16 protein-coding genes are annotated in these 16,789 nt (G+C 62.9%); 9 read left to right on the top strand and 7 right to left on the bottom strand.

Translation table 11 applies throughout. The annotated features are described in order from the left end of the window. Positions 1-115 precede the first annotated feature (115 nt). A complete protein-coding gene (locus tag ACOGI7_RS12425; RefSeq protein WP_419849074.1) occupies positions 116-709 on the top strand; it encodes a hypothetical protein in 594 nt (197 codons plus the stop codon). Positions 710-802: 93 nt separating this feature from the next. After that, the gene (locus ACOGI7_RS12420; protein WP_419849073.1) at positions 803-1,618 is read left to right on the top strand and encodes a hypothetical protein; all 816 of its coding nucleotides are present in this window, start codon (positions 803-805) and stop codon (positions 1,616-1,618) included. A gap of 11 nt (positions 1,619-1,629) precedes the next feature. Here ACOGI7_RS12420 and ACOGI7_RS12415 read toward each other — a convergent pair whose 3' ends face one another. After that, positions 1,630-2,064 (bottom strand): PIN domain-containing protein, encoded by a 435-nt coding sequence (locus ACOGI7_RS12415; protein ID WP_419851507.1) that lies wholly within the window; start codon positions 2,062-2,064, stop codon positions 1,630-1,632. Then, positions 2,061-2,366 (bottom strand): hypothetical protein, encoded by a 306-nt coding sequence (locus ACOGI7_RS12410; RefSeq protein ID WP_419849072.1) that lies wholly within the window; start codon positions 2,364-2,366, stop codon positions 2,061-2,063. The genes ACOGI7_RS12415 and ACOGI7_RS12410 overlap by 4 nt, the downstream gene beginning before the upstream one ends. Positions 2,367-2,435: 69 nt before the next feature. Here ACOGI7_RS12410 and ACOGI7_RS12405 point away from each other — a divergent pair, with 69 nt between their 5' ends. From ACOGI7_RS12405 to ACOGI7_RS12395, 3 genes are all read left to right on the top strand, one after another. Further along, entirely contained in the window at positions 2,436-5,771 is a 3,336-nt protein-coding gene (locus ACOGI7_RS12405) for an SNF2-related protein (protein WP_419849071.1), read from the top strand. Positions 5,772-6,060: 289 nt separating this feature from the next. After that, the gene (locus ACOGI7_RS12400; RefSeq protein ID WP_419849070.1) at positions 6,061-7,875 is read left to right on the top strand and encodes a DUF262 domain-containing protein; all 1,815 of its coding nucleotides are present in this window, start codon (positions 6,061-6,063) and stop codon (positions 7,873-7,875) included. A gap of 350 nt (positions 7,876-8,225) precedes the next feature. Next, the gene (locus ACOGI7_RS12395; RefSeq protein ID WP_419849069.1) at positions 8,226-8,963 is read left to right on the top strand and encodes a hypothetical protein; all 738 of its coding nucleotides are present in this window, start codon (positions 8,226-8,228) and stop codon (positions 8,961-8,963) included. A 39-nt stretch (positions 8,964-9,002) separates the two neighbouring features. Here ACOGI7_RS12395 and ACOGI7_RS12390 read toward each other — a convergent pair whose 3' ends face one another. From ACOGI7_RS12390 to ACOGI7_RS12375, 4 genes are read right to left on the bottom strand one after another with little or no spacing between them, the layout of a single operon-like run. Next, the gene (locus ACOGI7_RS12390; RefSeq protein WP_419849068.1) at positions 9,003-9,803 is read right to left on the bottom strand and encodes an HAD hydrolase family protein; all 801 of its coding nucleotides are present in this window, start codon (positions 9,801-9,803) and stop codon (positions 9,003-9,005) included. A 29-nt stretch (positions 9,804-9,832) separates the two neighbouring features. Then, positions 9,833-10,822, bottom strand: coding sequence for a mechanosensitive ion channel family protein (locus ACOGI7_RS12385; protein WP_419849067.1), 990 nt, complete (start codon positions 10,820-10,822; stop codon positions 9,833-9,835). Positions 10,823-10,863: 41 nt separating this feature from the next. Next, complete coding sequence (locus ACOGI7_RS12380) at positions 10,864-11,715, bottom strand: hypothetical protein (protein ID WP_419849066.1); 852 nt, start codon at positions 11,713-11,715, stop codon at positions 10,864-10,866. After that, positions 11,712-12,473, bottom strand: a complete 762-nt coding sequence (locus ACOGI7_RS12375) for an enoyl-CoA hydratase/isomerase family protein (protein ID WP_419851506.1) — start codon at positions 12,471-12,473, stop codon at positions 11,712-11,714. The genes ACOGI7_RS12380 and ACOGI7_RS12375 overlap by 4 nt, the downstream gene beginning before the upstream one ends. 50 nt (positions 12,474-12,523) lie before the next feature. On the opposite strand from ACOGI7_RS12375, the gene ACOGI7_RS12370 reads away from it, so the two are divergent. The 4 genes from ACOGI7_RS12370 to ACOGI7_RS12355 are packed head-to-tail and all read left to right on the top strand — an operon-like array spanning position 12,524 to position 16,255. Continuing rightward, a complete protein-coding gene (locus ACOGI7_RS12370; RefSeq protein WP_419849065.1) occupies positions 12,524-13,672 on the top strand; it encodes an acyl-CoA dehydrogenase family protein in 1,149 nt (382 codons plus the stop codon). Positions 13,673-13,676: 4 nt separating this feature from the next. Next, positions 13,677-14,435, top strand: a complete 759-nt coding sequence (locus ACOGI7_RS12365) for an SDR family NAD(P)-dependent oxidoreductase (protein WP_419849064.1) — start codon at positions 13,677-13,679, stop codon at positions 14,433-14,435. Between the two features lie 53 nt (positions 14,436-14,488). Beyond that, complete coding sequence (locus ACOGI7_RS12360; RefSeq protein WP_419849063.1) at positions 14,489-15,223, top strand: carboxymuconolactone decarboxylase family protein; 735 nt, start codon at positions 14,489-14,491, stop codon at positions 15,221-15,223. Positions 15,224-15,274: 51 nt separating this feature from the next. Further along, entirely contained in the window at positions 15,275-16,255 is a 981-nt protein-coding gene (locus ACOGI7_RS12355) for an amidohydrolase family protein (RefSeq protein WP_419849062.1), read from the top strand. A 3-nt stretch (positions 16,256-16,258) separates the two neighbouring features. Here the strand turns inward: ACOGI7_RS12355 and ACOGI7_RS12350 are convergent, their stop codons facing one another. Continuing rightward, positions 16,259-16,768, bottom strand: a complete 510-nt coding sequence (locus ACOGI7_RS12350; protein ID WP_419849061.1) for a nuclear transport factor 2 family protein — start codon at positions 16,766-16,768, stop codon at positions 16,259-16,261. Positions 16,769-16,789 lie beyond the last annotated feature (21 nt).

Below are 16,789 nucleotides of genomic sequence, written 5' to 3'. Positions count from 1 at the left end.
GTTCGTGAACGACGATGGCGCTTCCGCCCAGTCCGAGAATTCGACGCCACCCACGACCGGAGCAGGTTCGTGAACGACGATGGCGCCGCTGCCAACCGGATCGGGGACATCTCCGATGACTGACATTTGGCCTGTCTACAAGGGCACATCGTTCAACCTCTGGGAGCCGGACACTGGGGTCTATTACGACAGCGCGGATGGCCAGAGCATGATCGCCCATCTTCACGAGAAGCGGCTCTCACAACGCCGGATCCGGTCGTCTGCCTTTGCGGAGCAAAGTGAGGAAATTTCCAACGACCCCGCAACTCTCCCGTGTCGGCATCCGCGGATTGCCTTTAGAGATGTGACGAACCCGACCAATACCCGGACGATCATCGCGGCACTTGTCCCTGGCGAACGGGTCATTGTGCATAAGGCGCCCTATTTGCTGCAGATCGAAGGAACCGCCACCGACGAGGCATATGTATTGGGGGTACTCAGCTCTATGCCCTGTGATTGGCAGGCTCGGCGGACTGTCGAATTGGTCATGTCATTCGGACAGTTCAATCAGCTGTCGATTCCTGACCCCGGTGAAGGACATCCCGTTCGCAACCGAGTAGCAGAAATCGCTGCCCTACTAGCTGCCCAAGACGATCGGTTCTCTGGGTGGGCCGCTGAAGTAGGTGTGCCTGTCGGCACTGTTGAGGGGGGGGGGGGGCTTGGCTGCTAGCCGAATTAGACGCCTGTGTCGCCTATCTCTACGGCCTAGACGAGGACGACATCACGGTGGTGTACGACACATTCGGACGACCGGGACAGTGGGATGAACGACGCGATGCCGTCCTCACCTGCTTCCGCCGAATCGGGGACTCATGGAACTGAAGACGTCGCGTCTGAGTTCAACAAGATCTGGCCGGTTTACAAAGGCACCTCGTTCAATCTCTGGGAGCCGGACACAGGTGTCTACTACGACAGCGCGGATGCTCAGTCCATGATCGCCCATCTTCAGGAGAAGCGGCTCTCGCAACGCCGCACCCGGTCGTCTGCGTTTGCTGAGCAAGACGAATCAGTTGCTGATGATCCTGCAACGCTGCCCTGTTTGAATCCCCGGATCGCATTCAGGGATGTAGCCCGATCAACAGATACGCGCACGCTCATTACTGCGCTAATTCCAGGCGGCCGAGTATTGGTGCACAAGGCCCCCTACTTGCTTCAGATCGAAGGAACCATGGCAGATGAGACCTATGTGCTGGGGGTGCTGAGTTCTATTCCCTGTGATTGGCAGTCTCGGCGCACAATCGAATTGGTCATGTCCTTCGGACAGTTCAACCAGCTGTCTGTCCCTGATCCCGGCGAAGGTCATCCTGTCCGGGACCGTGTAGTCGAAATCGCCGGTCGCCTCGCCGCAGTGGACGAGCGATTTGCTGAGTGGGCGGCGGAGGTGGGGGTGCCGGTGGGGTCGGCCAATGACGAGGCGGTCATACAGGACCTCATCTGCGAGCTCGACGCATGCGTCGCCCACCTCTATGGCCTCGACGAAGACGATTTAGCCGTGGTCTACGAGACCTTCAGCGAGGCCGTCGACTACTCCGAGCATCACGCCGCCGTCCTCGCCCACTTCAGAAGGCTCGCTAGGTGAGCGGCGCTCTACTACTCCTTGTGGCTTCCCCGAGGGGACATGCCGAGTTTGCGCAGGTCCCGCCGTTTCCAGGGCCCGGGCTTGTTCAGGTGCTTGTCTCCCGCCCACACCACGCCCCCGTGGGCCATGGCCGTGGCCGCAGCATGAGCATCAGCCCACGGGATGCGGCTAGTGACCACCAGCCTTGCGGCGCTGCGGGTCACCTCCAAAGTGGGTGCTTCGACTTGGGCGCTCGCGCAGAAGAAGTCCCAGATGCTGTCCGCGGTCGCGAATCCTCTGTGGCGGGCCAGTGTGTAGTGGACCTCACCCAGATTGATACTGCAGACGATGATGGAAGCCGGCTCTCCGAGCAGTCCCTCCAGTTCCCTCACGATCGCAGGTTCCCCGTTCGCGTAGCGCACGATCGGCCATGCGTCGAGGACGACAGGCGGACGATTCGATTTCAGGAATCCGCCTCTTCGCCGTCAGGCAAGAAGTACGACGATCCGTCTTCGCGGAATACCCGCATTTTGATAATCCCGGCGCGCCCTAAGTCAACCAGGGTGTTGGGGTATATCTCCCTCAGGGCTGCCCGTTCCTCGAGGTACGCAGACGTGATGTCGTCGCCTGAGCCGATGTTCTCATCGCAGAATTTCCTGAACTCGGCGATTGCAGCCAGCTTTTCCTCCAGAGGCCGAAGATGGGGCGGCACCGGTTCATCACCAGCGGAATTTCCCTTCTCGACCTCCACGGGTGCCATCTCTTCCACGCCCCCTACCCTACAGGACTTTCATGCTATTGCAACCCCTTTTAATTCGAGGGTTGGCACGGAGGTGGCATGACCGCAGTTGAGAAGCCGGAGTTGGCCGTTAACCGGGGCCAGGAAACGGTGGCGGGGGCGCTGAACGGGTTCATTTCCCATGCCGCCACTGGATTCGTTGGCGGGGCCTGCTTGGACGTTGCCACTGCCTATTTCAACGTGGGTGGATACTCGCTGCTAGCCGATTCGTTGGATCAGGTCACTGGCGTGCGACTGTTGCTGGGAGCCGAGCCGACTCCACCCGAAAGCCGCCGACGGGCGCTAAAGACTGAATCGGCTAATCCCCAGCGGGCGATCCGGGCTCGGCTGCGCCAGGCGCTTGAGGGCCACGAGCAGAACCTTGTGGTTGAGCGAGACCACTTGGGCTTCACGTTTGAGGTCGATGCTTCTACCCGCCGGCTGGTGAAGTGGCTGCGCTCGGAGAATGTTCAAGTGCGCCGCCTGGAAGGGCGGTTCCTGCACGGCAAGGCCTTCTTGGTGGGGGACCGCTCCCACGGGGTGGTGGCCGGGTCGTCCAACTTCACCTATGCGGGGTTGGCTACCAACTTGGAGCTGAACCTGGGCAACTACGCGCCCCATGTGGTGGGCCAGGTGCGCGACTGGTTCGAGGAGCTGTGGGCCGAGGCCGAGGAATACGACTTGGCTTCGCTGTTCGAGGCCCGGTTTGAGCCTCACTCCCCTTGGCTCGTGTATCTCCGGATGCTGTGGGAGTTCTACGGCGAGGAATTGGAAGCCGAGGCGGCCGCCGAGGGCGCGCCGCAAATCCACCTCACCAATTTCCAGTCCGACGGGCTGTGGCGGGCCAGACGCATCTTGGATGAGCGCAACGGGGTGCTGATTGCCGATGAAGTCGGCTTGGGCAAGACGTTCTTGGCTGGGGAGTTGATCCGGGAGGCGGTGCAAGATCGCCGTCAGCGGGTGTTGGTGATCACCCCAGCCACGCTTCGCGACGGGCCGTGGACGGCGTTCATCCATGAGCACATGTTGGCGGTGGAGCTTGTGTCCTACGAGGAGCTGATGGCCGACAGTCGTCTAAACCCCGAGCACAAAACTGCCATCAAGCTGAGAGCTGGCATCAACGAATACGCCATGGTGGTGATCGACGAGGCCCACAATCTCCGCAACCCCGCCACCCAGCGGGCCCACGCACTGCGCCAGCTGTTGGCCGGTTCGCCGCCCAAGGAGCTGGTGATGCTCACCGCCACCCCGGTGAACAACAGCTTGTGGGACTTGTATCACCTGCTGGGCTACTTCCTGCGCAACGACGCTGTGTTTGCCGATGCTGGCATCCGCTCGCTGCGCGACCATTTCGCCAATGCGATGGCCCTCAACCCCGACGACCTCACCCCCGAGCACCTGTTTGACGTGTTGGACGCGGTAGCAGTGCGCCGAACCCGTTCGTTCGTCAAGCGGTTCTACCCCAACGACACCATCAAGGTCGGCGGGCAGGAACAGCAGATCGTCTTCCCTACTCCCCGGGTCCACAAGGTGGACTACAACCTCGACGAGGTGATGCCCGGCTTCTTCGACCGGTTCGCCCACGCGCTCGATCCCGACGCCGGTGTCGAAGATCCCCGGGTGCTCACCATGGCTCGATATTCGCCATCGCAGTTCCGTTTAGACCACCAGGAAGATGCTTATGAGAAACAGCTCGCCGGGCTGTTGCGATCTGGATTGCTGAAGCGGTTCGAGTCATCGCCGTATGCCTTTGCTGAGACCTGTGAGCGGATGGCCAAGAGCCACGACGCCTTTCTGTCGCTACTCGACAACGGCCGGGTAGCCACTGGCGACGCTTTGGCCGACTGGATCGCCACCGACTCCGACGAGATGGACGAAGACCAGGTCGACACCTTCCTAGGAGGCATCGTCGGGGTGTCCGATGACGCCGCCGAGTACGACCTCGAACATCTGCGGGAGTACGTGGACCGAGACCGGGCCCTCCTGAGGTCATTCGCTGCCGAAGCCCGCACCGTCACCCGTCCCGACGATCCCAACCTGACCGCCTTGGTTGAAGAGCTGGCCCAGATCTCCGCCGATGCCGCTGCTGAGGGGATCGGTCCCGACGATGTGCGCGACCGGCGCAAGGTGTTGATCTTCAGCTACTACGCCGACACCGTCGATTGGGTATTGGAGCATCTGGTTACCACGGTTGAAACCGACGAGCGTCTGGCTCCCTATAGGGGCCGTATCGCGTCGCTGGCGGGCAACTCCGGCTCCGGGAGCAAGGAGCGAGTGCTGTGGGGGTTCGCTCCCAAAACCACCGACGCCCCCCAGGGGGCCGATGACGACCTGTTCGACATCGTGGTGGCCACCGACGTGCTGGCCGAGGGGGTGAACCTCCAACAGGCCCGTCACATCATCAACTACGACCTGCCCTGGAACCCGATGCGGCTGGTGCAGCGCCACGGTCGCATTGACCGCATCGGCTCTCATCACACCGAGGTGTTCCTGCGGTGCGTGTTTCCCGATGATCGCCTCGATGACCTGCTCGGTCTTGAAGAACGGCTGCACAGGAAGATCGCCCAGGCCGCCGCCAGCATCGGCGTTGGCGAGGTGCTGCCTGACCAAGTTGCTCAAGTAGAGATCAACTTCACTGAGACCAAAGAGGAGATCGCCCGACTCCGCAACGAAGACGCCGAGCTGTTCGAAAGAGGTGGTACTGCTCAAGGCGTGTTGTCAGGCGAGGAGTTCCGCCAAGAACTGCGCCAAGCCCTGGAAGACTCCGACCTGGCCAGCCAGATCAAGTCCCTCCCCTGGGGCTCCGGCTCAGGCATGGCAGTAACAAGCCCCGATGGCCGACCCGGCTACATCTTCTGCGCCCGAATAGGCGACCACCCCAAACCCCTATTCCGCTTTGTCGAAACCGGCTCCGACACCGATAGCCCCGTGGTCGACGAAACCCTGGCCTGCCTCCACAAAGCCCGCCCTCCAGATGGCTTCGGCACCGATCGCCAACTGGACGACGCCACCATCCAAGGCGCCTTCACCGCCTGGGAAACAGCAAGAGACGACATCGTGACCCAGTGGAATGTCATGTCCGACAAAGCCAACCTAGAACCCAAAATCCCCCCTCGCCTCCGCCGCGCCGCCGACATCCTCAGAGAGCACCCACCCCCCGACCTCACCCAAGAAGACCTCGACCGTGCCATAGACACCATCAACGCCCCCTACCCCGAACGCACCATTCGCACCCTCCAAGCCGCCATCAACAACTCCGAAGACCCCACCCAACAAGCCCAAAACATCCTCAACACCATCCAACACCTAGGCCTACAGCCCTACACACCCCCCACCCCCCTCCCCGAAGTCCGAGATGAAGACGTCCACCTCATCACTTGGCTCGCACTCACCTAGTCCACCTCCTCATCCAGTGGCGCTTGAGCAGGATGGCCTCTCCCTAATTCAATGACCTACCGCGACGCAGGAGCCAACAGACCTCCCTCCGTTCTCGCGAAAAGGGCGGCCCCAGGCTGGGCATGAGGAATCTATGGCGTCGAAGAAGCTCCGGAAGTAGAAGAAAATGGACCTCAGCAGGTGACTCGACCAGGCAACGGCGACTTTCTGACTCCATCTACGGGTCACGTTGCCCACAGACTGGAAGTGGCGGGGAGGTTGGTTTCAATGGTAAGCATCAGTGTGTCTCATGGAGGTCGACATGGACGTAAGCATCCTACCGCTGCATAAGATTTTTGGATTAGATGTCCAATTCCGGGTTCCTCTATATCAGCGTCCTTATGTCTGGGATCGTGAACGGCAATGGGAACCATTGTGGGAAGACGTCACCGCGCTTGCCCAATCTGAGCTAGACAACGGCGTACACCCGGCCCCTCATTTTCTAGGAGCAGTCGTAGTTCGCCAACAGTCTAACCCTGTGGGCACCCTTGAAATACGTGACGTAATTGACGGACAACAACGCCTTACCACGCTACAACTACTTGCCGATGCAGTAGAGGAAGCGATCAGAGAAGTCGAAGGTGCAAATATCGAAAGCAAAAAGTTGCGAAAAATAGTACTCAATGATGACGATATTTTTGCAGGCGACGACCAATTCAAGGTCTGGCCAACGAACGCAGACCAACTAGTTTTTCGCCTCGCTATGACAGACTACGACACGGTGCCGGAAGACCTCAAAGACAACTCAATAGCTCAGGCTCACGCGTTCTTCAAGTCTTCTGCTTGCAACTGGGCACAAGACGAAGATTCGCAGCAATCGATTGCAGAGAGGTTCGCAGCACTTGTGAATGCAATTAGGAGCGGCCTGCATCTAGTGGTCATAGACCTATCTGAGAAGGACAATGCGCAAGCCATTTTTGAAACCCTAAATGCCCGGGGTACACCACTACTGGCTTCCGACCTGGTCAAGAACCACCTGCTTAGTCAGGCGCAGAGTGTCGGTCTAGACGTTGAAGCTCTTCATTTCAACCATTGGAAGAATTTTGAAGACGATTGGTGGCGTCAAGAAGTCACACTTGGTCGTATCAGCTGGCCTCGACTAGACGCTTTCCTCTTCTATTGGCTTGGGATGAACCTCACACGTGAAGTGAGTGCTCAAAGGGTGTTTGACGAATATCGCAGGCTACTTACGGAACATGATCTTGGAGTGCAAGAAGTTGCGTCCAGCATTTCCGATTTTGCCGGAGTCTTCAAATCTCTGGAGGAGTCCTTGCACGAAGATCGGACAATCAATGACTTCTTCTACCGATGGCAAGTCTCGCAACTGCGTGTCTTAACTCCTGTATTGTTGTGGCTGTTCAGCGACAAATCGGGCATCAACCGAAGTCAGCTCGAGGATTCAGTTCGCCTCCTTGAGAGTTGGTTTATGCGCAGAATGATCTGTCGCCGAAGTACACAAGGATATCAAAACTTCCTTCATCCACTTCTTCGGGAGGTCAAGAAACACAAGGGGGAAGATGTTCCTGCAATAATTGGAGAGATTCTCTCAGATGCAAAAGCCGTCAATACTGCTTGGCCGGAGGACACTGATCTCCAATCCGCAATTCTAGAACGTCCGCTGTATTTCCAACTAAGTCGCGCACGTCTAAGGCTGGTTCTTGAAGCAGTTGAGGATCGTTTGTGTGATACAAATAGCAAAGCGGAATCTCGGTGTCCGCGAGACCTTACTATTGAGCATCTCCTCCCCGTTTCGTGGGCGCAGGAAGATTGGCCATTGGAAGGCAACCGATTCAGCCGTGATGAGCGAAATGTTCTCTTGCATACACTTGGGAATTTGACATTAGTAAATGACAAGCTAAATCCTGCCTTATCGAATTCAGCATGGTCAAAAAAGAGTCTGGAGTTGGCGAAGCATTCAAATCTACACCTAAACAAGATGCTGACACACGAAGCAGTTGTTCCCGCAGGTGTTTCTTGGTCAAATGAATGGAACGAGAATGCCATTCAAGAGCGTGGGGAATGGTTGGCACGGCAGGTTTGTGACATTTGGGCTCGTCCAGAGTGATGAATCGGACGGCTGATGAGTTTGCCCGTGACGCCGGGGAAGTTCATGCAAGAGTCAACAGGATCCTATAGGCGTCTGCACTAGTAGGCGGTTGGCGATTGAAGGCGAGGAAGCTACGTGGCGTAGCAGCGACTGGCGGTAGGCGAGCATTGGCGAAGGTTGCTGGGGTGGGGATGGTGGCGGGTTGGAGGGTTCGGGTTGGGGGTAGGGCGGCGATTGATGGGACGAAGGAGCGGGTTGGGCAGGTTATGTCAGCGGCGCAGGCTTTGGTGGCTAGTGATTTGTCGGGGGATCTCAACCGATTGGCGGCCGCGGCAGTTAAAGGGGCTCCGACGGTCTATGACAAGGCGATGGACGCCAACTATCTGGATCCCGCGCTGCGCTCTGGTCTGGGTGGCAGCTATCACCGGCTGTTTGATGGGGGCCATACCATCGCCGGGGCGGCTCGGGCTGCCAGGGGGGTATCGGCTGACGACACCGTGGTGCAGGAGGCGCTGGGAACGATCAAGGCACTGCTGCGAGATGCGTCCACGCCTCGAGGCCTGCCGCTGGCGACGTGGGACAAGTCCACTTTCGATTCGGTGGCTACGGCGTTGGAATCGAAGTTCGGGATTCCCAAGGCCTGGTTTTACGAGCTGAACACCTATGACGCAGCCGACCTCCTTGGCGGCGCAATCGGAGTGGTGTCGGTGATCTATCGGTGGAACCGCGCCGACACCGAAGAATTCGCCAGGCTTGCCTCGGTCATCGGTACGTCGGCCGCAGTCAGCGCCAACCCCCTGCTGATGGTGGTCTCTGTGGTGGCCATGGCCCGGGCCTACAACAAGGCAAGTAGCGCTGATGAATTCGCCGAGATGATTGACGGGAGCTTCAAGGGCGCGGCGACTTCCGGGGCCAGCCTGGCCGCCATCGCAGTGGCTGGCTCAGCGGGCGCCTCAGCCGGAGTAGCGCTCTTGGTCGGTGTGACCGCCGGCGTTCTCGCCTACAAGGTCAGCGACAAAGTGAGCCTGGTAGCAGTGGCGCGTTTTGCCAAGGACCACGCAACTGTGATCATTGCAAGTGCCAAGGAAGCAGCCCGCCGAGCTTAAGGCGTCTATTTCCTGAAGTGAGCCAAGTGGCTGGTTGCCTCAACGGACGAGCCCTGGGACAGTGGCCCAGCCGGATTGTTCGGGGGGAGGGATGAGGTGGTGGGGGGTGGTGGCTTGGCTGGCGTGGCTGCCGGCGATTGCGATGCTGATGGAGGCGGCTTCTAGTAGTTCGAGGTCGTTTACGCCGTCGCCGATGGCGGCGAAGTCGAACTTGTGTCCTTTCCATTGGCAGAAGGCCTCTACTCCTGAGACCTTGGATATCCCGGGGGGTGACACTGTCAGGCGGCTTCCTCCGTAGAGGGGGTCGGGCTCGTCGACGCGGGCGACTCCTAGCGACCTTGAATGGACCTCTTTGGCCGCCAGGTGAGCGAGGTCTGAGGGGAGGCCGGTCAATACCAGCTCCAGTACATCGGACTCCACGTCTTTGGGACTGAGGGTGGGGTTGAGGTCTTCTTCGAGGAACTCCAAATGGGTGGGTTCGCTGGTTGGGTTCTCGGGGAGCACCACATCGCCGTCGGGCTGGCCACGGTCGTCGATGTAGAGGCAGGGGCGGATGCCGTGGGTGTCGAGAATGTCCAATAGCTCAGACAGGGCAGCGGGGTCGAAGGCGATGCGGTGGAAGCGCTCTTTGGTGGCGAAGTCCATTCCGATCGATCCGTCGAGGGCGACTGCGGGCAATCGGAGACTGTTCAACTCGAACAGACGGCCGATGTTCCGCAACCGTCGACCGGTTGCCGCCAGTACGACATGCCCGGCCGCCTCAAGCTCGGCCAATGCCTCCAAATGAGCGGTGGGGGCAACGCAATCCAGCCCCCAAAACGTTCGATCCAAATCAGTCACAACCAGCATTGTTCGCGGCTTGGGCGGAGTTAGTCGCCGGGGTTGAAACGGCGCAGGATGCCGGAGCGGACCCGCCACCGGGAGAGTTGGCGGACCAAAGCAGGGGGCATGTTCGACTGGGTGCCCGGTGTCGGACCCGCCGTGATAATCCCGGCGCGGCCCTGGTAGGGCTGGTCGTCCTCGCCGTCGCCCGACCACACCACAACCTGGGGGAAGGCGATGGTTATGCCCGCGGCGGCGAAGCTCTGGTGGACCGACAGGATCACGTCGTGGCGGGTGGCCAACTCGGTGGGCACATCACTGGCGTGCCAGTAGTACAGGGTGAAGTCGATGCTTGACGATCCGAAGCGGGTCAACAGCGCCTGTGCGGGCGGCTCAGCGCTCACCCGCTCTACCTGTTCGAGCGCCTCGGTCAGGCACTGCGTGGCTGCTTGCAGGTTGGTGTCATAGGCCACGCCTACTTCCAGCTCGCTGCGTCGCAACGTCTCGTTGGTGAGGTTGACGATGGGCCCGGCGGCCACCTCGCTGTTGGGAACCCGCACCGCCGATCCGTCGAGGCCGCGCAGCACGGTGGTGCGGGAGTCGATGTCGGTGGCGACGCCCAGATGGTCGCCCAGCAGCACCGTATCGCCCACCTTGAAGGGCCGGCGGGCCTGAAGGATCAGCCCGGAGAAGAAGTTCTCCACCAGCTTCTGCAAGGCCAACGCCAGGACCAAGCCGCCCAGCCCGATGGCGCCGATCAGCGGTCCGACCTGCACACCCAGGCTGGTAAGCGCGTAGAACAGGCCGATCAGGAAAAGGAGATAGCCGACCAGCCGTGCGGTCACGATTGCGGCGAAGCCCGGTCCCACCACGTGGACCAGCACTCTTCGCACCAGGCGGGCGACTAGCACCGACACCACGATTGAGGCCGCCACGATGATCCCGGCCTGCACCCAGTCGGACACGGTCAGGGCCTCGTCGATGATCGATTCGTCAGACGACTGTGCCAGCAAGTCGGCTGCGGCTAGGACGGTCATCGGGGTGCTGTTCGCAAGTCGGTGGTCACCGGCTCGTCATGCTAGGCCACTGCTCGGTTCAAGAGCAGGCTGGCGGCTTGGGGACAGGGCATGCCGATCTCCACGCCGGCACCGGTGGCCAGGGAGTTGGCGGCGGAGATGATGCCGTCGTGGTAGTGGGACAGGCCGCTGCCCATGCGGGCTCGGCGGGCGTCCACGGTGGCGCCGGCCAGGCCGTCGGCCTCCACGATAGTGAGCCCGGCCATGCCCGAGTCGTCCATGCCCCGGCCGCCGTCGGAGCAGATGAACCCGAACGGTCGGCACCGGCGCAGGTAGGGCACCGCCGAGCGGCCGGTGTGGCCGGCGGTGACCAGCACGTTGCGGTCGGTGTCCTCGTTGGTGCCGAAGGCGATGGAGTCGGCCGCCACCACGCAGCGGCCGTCGGGGGCGGTCTCCATCACCGTGCGGTTGGTGATCTCCGCCGCCGCGGCAGCCACCGGGTCGTTGTCCAGCAGCGCGGCGGCGGCATCACGCACCGCCATGCCCGCCGTCACGCCGCAGTCCAGGGCCAGCTGGTTGACGAAGCTGACCACGCCATGTTCATAGAGATGCACCCCGTCACCCAAGTGAGCGGTCATCACATCAGCCACCGCGGCGGGAATGCCCAGGGCCTCCAGGTACCACAACCCGGCGATGGCCGAGCCCTCCGGCCCGATCCCACAGTCCATGCCGATGGCCGCCCGGGGCCGGTGCTCGGCGATGAATCGGGCGGGCAGCACGCCGCAATACGACGAGTTGACGCACACATCCCGGTCCCGGTTGGCCTCGTCCACGTCGTAGGCCGAGTCCATGCACATCACCCGGCCCCGGGCCGAGGCCAGCACCTCGGTCTGCTTGTCGGTTTCTGCGCTCATCGGGCGGTTCTGGGAGGGAACTCCGGGCGGCGCTTCTCCATGAACGCTGTCGCCCCCTCGATCATGTCGGGCGACCCGATGGCCTGGGCCAGCATCCCCAGTCCCGAGGCCATGTTGTCTCGAAGCTGGTTCCAGTACACGTTGGAGCTGATCTTGGCCGCCTCCAGGTAGCGGGGGCTCATCTTCAGCAGCTCTTCACACCAGCGCCCCACTTCGTCTTCCAGCTCATCGTCGGGCACCACCGCGTTGATCCACCCCATCTCGCAGGCTTGCTCTGCGGTGTACTTGCGGCACAGGAAGGCCACCTCTTTGGCCCGCTTCTCCCCGATGGTCATGGCCAGCAGATTGGTGCCCCCCAGCACTGGGGCGCTGCCCACCTTGACCCCGGTCTGGCCTAACTCGGCCGATTCCGCGGCGATGGCGAAGTCGCAGGCCACCACCAGCTCGTTGCCGCCCCCGAAGGCCGGGCCGTTCACCGCGGCGATCACCGGCATGGGGGCATTGCGGATGGCGTCGAACAGCTCCAATGAGCCGTAGAACATCGTCCGCAGCTCATAGAAGTTCGCCTCAGCCAAATTGGCCAGGTAGCCCCCGGCGCAGAACGCCCGCCCCTGTCCGGTGATCACCACCACACCGGCGTCGACGTGCTCCCGGAACGCGGCGATGATCTCGTCGATCGTGTTGCGGTCATAGGAGTTCAGCCGCTCGGGCCGATTCAGCCGCAGCCAGACGACTCGGTCGTTTCGCTCCACGATGATGTCGCTCACGGTGGTGTCCTTTCCCCGTACCGCATACTGTCCAGCATCGTATGGCGTTCGAGCTTGGCCCTGACATCCTGGCCATCCAGCAGGAGGCCCGGGCGGTGGCCCGCCAAGTGGAGGGGTTCGCCGCGGAGGCCGATGAGTGCAGCCACGTCCACCAGCCCACATTGGATGTGCTGCGCAGCAGCGACCTGTGCTCGTTGATGGTGCCGGCGGCCTACGGCGGTCGCCACGAGCGGGTGGACCCGCTGGCGGTGTGCGTGGCCCGGGAGGCGTTGATGCGGGCCTCGTCGCACTTGGATTCGCTGTTCGCCCTTCAGGGCATCGGCAGCTACGCCATCGCGGTGGCCGGCACCGACGAGCAGCGGGAGGAGTGGTTGCCCAAAGTGGCCAATGCCGAGGTGCTGGCCGCCTTGGCCCTCACCGAGCCAGTAGCCGGATCCGATCTGCGGGGCATCGAGACCACGCTGATGGCGAACGGCGACGAGGTGGAGCTGAACGGAACCAAGTCGTTCATCTCCAACGGGGGAGCGGCCGGCTTCTACACCACCATGGCCAAAGAGGAGGACAGGTTCTCGCTGGTGCTGGTGCCTGCCGATGCCCCCGGCGTATCGATCGAGCCCTCCCCGGAGATCATCGCCCCCCACGTGCTGGGCGAGGTGACTTTCGACCGTGTGCGCCTACCCGCCTCCGCCCGCCTGGGAGAGCCCGGCGCGGGATTCCGACATGTGCTGGCCACCCTGTCGGTGTTCCGCATCTCGGTGGCCGGAGCCGCCATCGGCCTCATGGACGGGGCGTTGACCTGCGCCGCCAACCACGCCGCCACACGCGAGCAGTTCGGACGACCGCTGGTGCGGCTAGGGCCGGTGGCGGGGCTGCTGGCCGACTCCTGGGCCGAACTGGAGTCCACCCGGCTGCTGGCCTACGCCACCGCCGAGGCTGCCCGCGAGGATCCATCGGCCCACCTCGACCGGTCGTCGCTGGCCAAGCTGGCCGCCACCGAGGCCGCCAGTCGGGTGGTGGACCGCTGCGTGCAGGTGATGGGCCGATGGGGGCTCATCAGGGGTTCCGATATAGAGCGCTACTACCGACAAGCCCGGCCTATGCGGATCTACGAGGGGGCCTCCGAGGTGCTGCGGCTGGGCATCGCCACCCGGCTGTGCGACGAAGTGGCCGATCGGGCGGACGAGGAGTAGAGGCATGGCGGTGGACTGGGGCTTGGACGGCCATGTGACGGTGGTGACCGGGGCCAGCCGGGGGCTGGGGGAGGCCGCGGTGCGGGCCATGGTGGCCGAGGGCGCCCGAGTGGTGGCCGCAGCCCGCTCAGCTGACGCTCTGGAAGCGCTGGCCAGCGAGCTGGGCGACAGCGTGGCCGCGGTGCCGTGCGACATGCGGAACCGGGCCGCGGTGGCCGGCCTGGTGGACGAGGCCATTGCGCGGTTCGGCCGCCTCGACTCGGTGGTAAACAACGCGGGTATCGCCCCCGCAGCCAAGTTTGTCGACCAGCCCGACGACGTGTTCGACGAAGTGCTGGCCGTGAATCTGGCCGCTCCGGCTGCGCTGGCCCGACGGGCCGCTTCCCACTGGATCGACGCCGGCCAGCCCGGCTCGGTCATCAACGTGGCCTCCACATCGGGGCTCAAGGGCAAGCCAACGCTGGCCGCCTACTCGGCCTCCAAGGGCGGGCTGCTGCGGCTCACCGAGGCCTTGGCCGGAGAGTGGGCCCGCTACGACATCCGGGTGAACGTGATCGCCCCCGGTGCGTTCGAAACCGACGCCCAGGCCGCGGTGCTGGGCAATCCCGACACCCTGGCTGCGCGGCTGCGCAAGATCCCGGTCCGCCGTATGGGCCAGCCCGATGAGCTCGGACCGCTGGTGTGTTATCTGGCATCGGAGGCGTCCGGATTCGTCACCGGGTCGTGCTTCGTGATCGACGGGGGCGAAGTGTCCAAACTCTGACCTGCCCGACGCTCGCCTTGTAAGTTTCACAACGCATACGGAGGTAGCAATCCATGACCATGCAAGCCACGTCCAACAACGCGGTCCACAGCGATCTGGGCAGCCCTGCTCTGGCTGGCGGCGAGTTGGCCGCCATCTCTCCCAAGTTCGCCGAGGGCTATGCCCGGATTCGCGATGTGACCGACCGCGACGGCGCTTGCCCGGCTTGGGCCAAGGCGCTGTACATGGCGTGTGCGGCGTCGGTGAGGGTCCAGCCGGAGCTGGCTGTTCGCGAGCTGGTCCGATCCCGCGAGCTGGGGCTCACCCTGAGCGACGCCCGAGGCGCGTCGCTGGCCGTGCTCATCTCCCGGGGCGAGGCCACCTACAACGCCTTCGCTCGGGCCATCGACCAGGCATTTGGCACCATTGCCGAGCAGTCCACTGAGCCGATCCCCGACTTCGCGCTCGACCGGCAGGCCGCACTGGACTACTTCCAGAGCTACTTCGGGTTTGTGCCCGACTACATCGAGGTGATGGCCGACAACGCCCCTCGGGCTCTGGAGGGCTATGTGCTCATGCGGCAGTGGTCGCTGGCCGAGAACAAGCTCGACGCCAAGCACGTGGAGTTGCTGTTGTGCACCATCAACGCAGCGGAGTTCTCCAGTCGATTCGTGAACATCCACGCCAACGGCGCCCGCAACGCCGGGGCCGCCGAGGCTGAGATCACCGAGGCGGTGGTGTGTGCCATCCCCATATCCGGTGTCGCCTCGTGGCTGCCCGGTGCCGACGGGATCATGGAAGGCCGTTGAGGCTGTGATTCGCCGCCCTGCGGCGGACCGATGTGAGGGACGCGGACTGATATGACAGGTCTTATTGATGTCCATGCCCACATCGTGTTGGAGGGCACGATGGGTGCGGCCGGGCCGTGCGGCCCCGAGATCGGCGCCCACGACGACGGCACCCCCTGGTTCCGGGTGGGGGGCTACCAGCTTGACGGGGTGGCCTACCGGGGATCGCTGTTCATCGACCTGGACATGCGCTTGGAGGCCATGGACGCCCAGGGCATCTCGGTGCAGGCTCTGTCGCCCAACCCGCTGACCTACCTGCACTTCATCGAGCCGCAGCTGGCCATCGACTTCTGCCGCCGCCACAACGACGACCTGGCCGCCGCGGTGGCTACTCACCCCGACCGCTTCGTCGGATTGGCCGCGCTGCCCATGCAGGACGTCGACGCGGCCTGTGTTGAGTTAGAGCGGGCGGTAGGGGAGCTGGGCCTGCTGGCCGGCTACACCGGCACCGAATTCGGCACCCCGCTGGATGATCCGGCCCTGGATCAGCTCTGGTCGCTGTGTACTGAGCTCAATGTGCCCCACTTCTTGCACCCCACCCAGTCGGGCATCGACGGCCCGCTGCTCGATCCCCGGCTGCGTCGCTGGGACCTCGATCTGGTGCTGGAGTACTCCTATGAGGAGACGGTGGCGGTGGCCACCCTGGTGTTCGGCGGGGTCACCGAGCGCCACCCCGACCTCGACCTGTGCCTGTCCCACGGCGGCGGCACCACCCCGGTCATCCTGTCCAAGCTCCGCAAGCTGGCCGAGCGCCGCCCCGCCTCCCCCGAATGGATCAAGGAACCCGGCGCCTTCGACCGTGCCCTCAGCCGCCTGTGGTTCGACTGCCACATCACCGGCGACGCCGAGCTCACCCTGGCCCTCGAGCAATACGGCACCGACCGCCTGGTCTACGGCACCAACTTCGGCGGCTGGGACCGAGGCACCGGCCCCGAGGTCACCCACCTAGCCCAAACCCTCAACACCAACGCCACCCGCCTACTCCGGCTCTAGCTGCTAGCCGCCATCCTGCTGGCGGGTGGCCCAGCGGGTTTGGGAGATGGTTTCTACTTCGGGGTTGCCGTCTAGGAAGGTCTGCTCTAGGAGGCGGTGGGCGATGCGCCAGCCGTCGGGGGTGCGGACCATCTGGTCGATGTACTTGCCGCCCACGATGAAGGTGTCGCCGCCGGGGACATCCGCGATGTACTTGGTGGCGATGAAGTAGCACCCGGCGATGGCCTTGTCGCCGTCGATCTGGGCCCAGTGGCAGCCGTTGAGGTGCTGGCTGGCGTCGGCTGGCTCCAGCGAGGAGGCGCACTTGGCCACGATGGCCTCGAGCCCCTCGAACCGCTCGCCCCGGTAGTCGGCCACCGCGTCGGGCAAGAAGATCTCCTTGAGCGCCTCCCAGTTGTGGTTGTCCAGGCTCCAGGCGTACCGAATCTGGATGTGGCGGATGGCTTCGCGGTCCAAGAGGTCTTGGATTCGATCCACGTCGAGGGTTTGGCTGTCTTCTGATCTGGTCTCCATAGGCCGCTCAGGTTACGGTGC

This window comes from Candidatus Poriferisocius sp. (assembly GCF_965204145.1).
Classification (GTDB): domain Bacteria; phylum Actinomycetota; class Acidimicrobiia; order Acidimicrobiales; family Bin134; genus Poriferisocius.
This window is presented reverse-complemented; position numbering and strand designations above follow the sequence as displayed.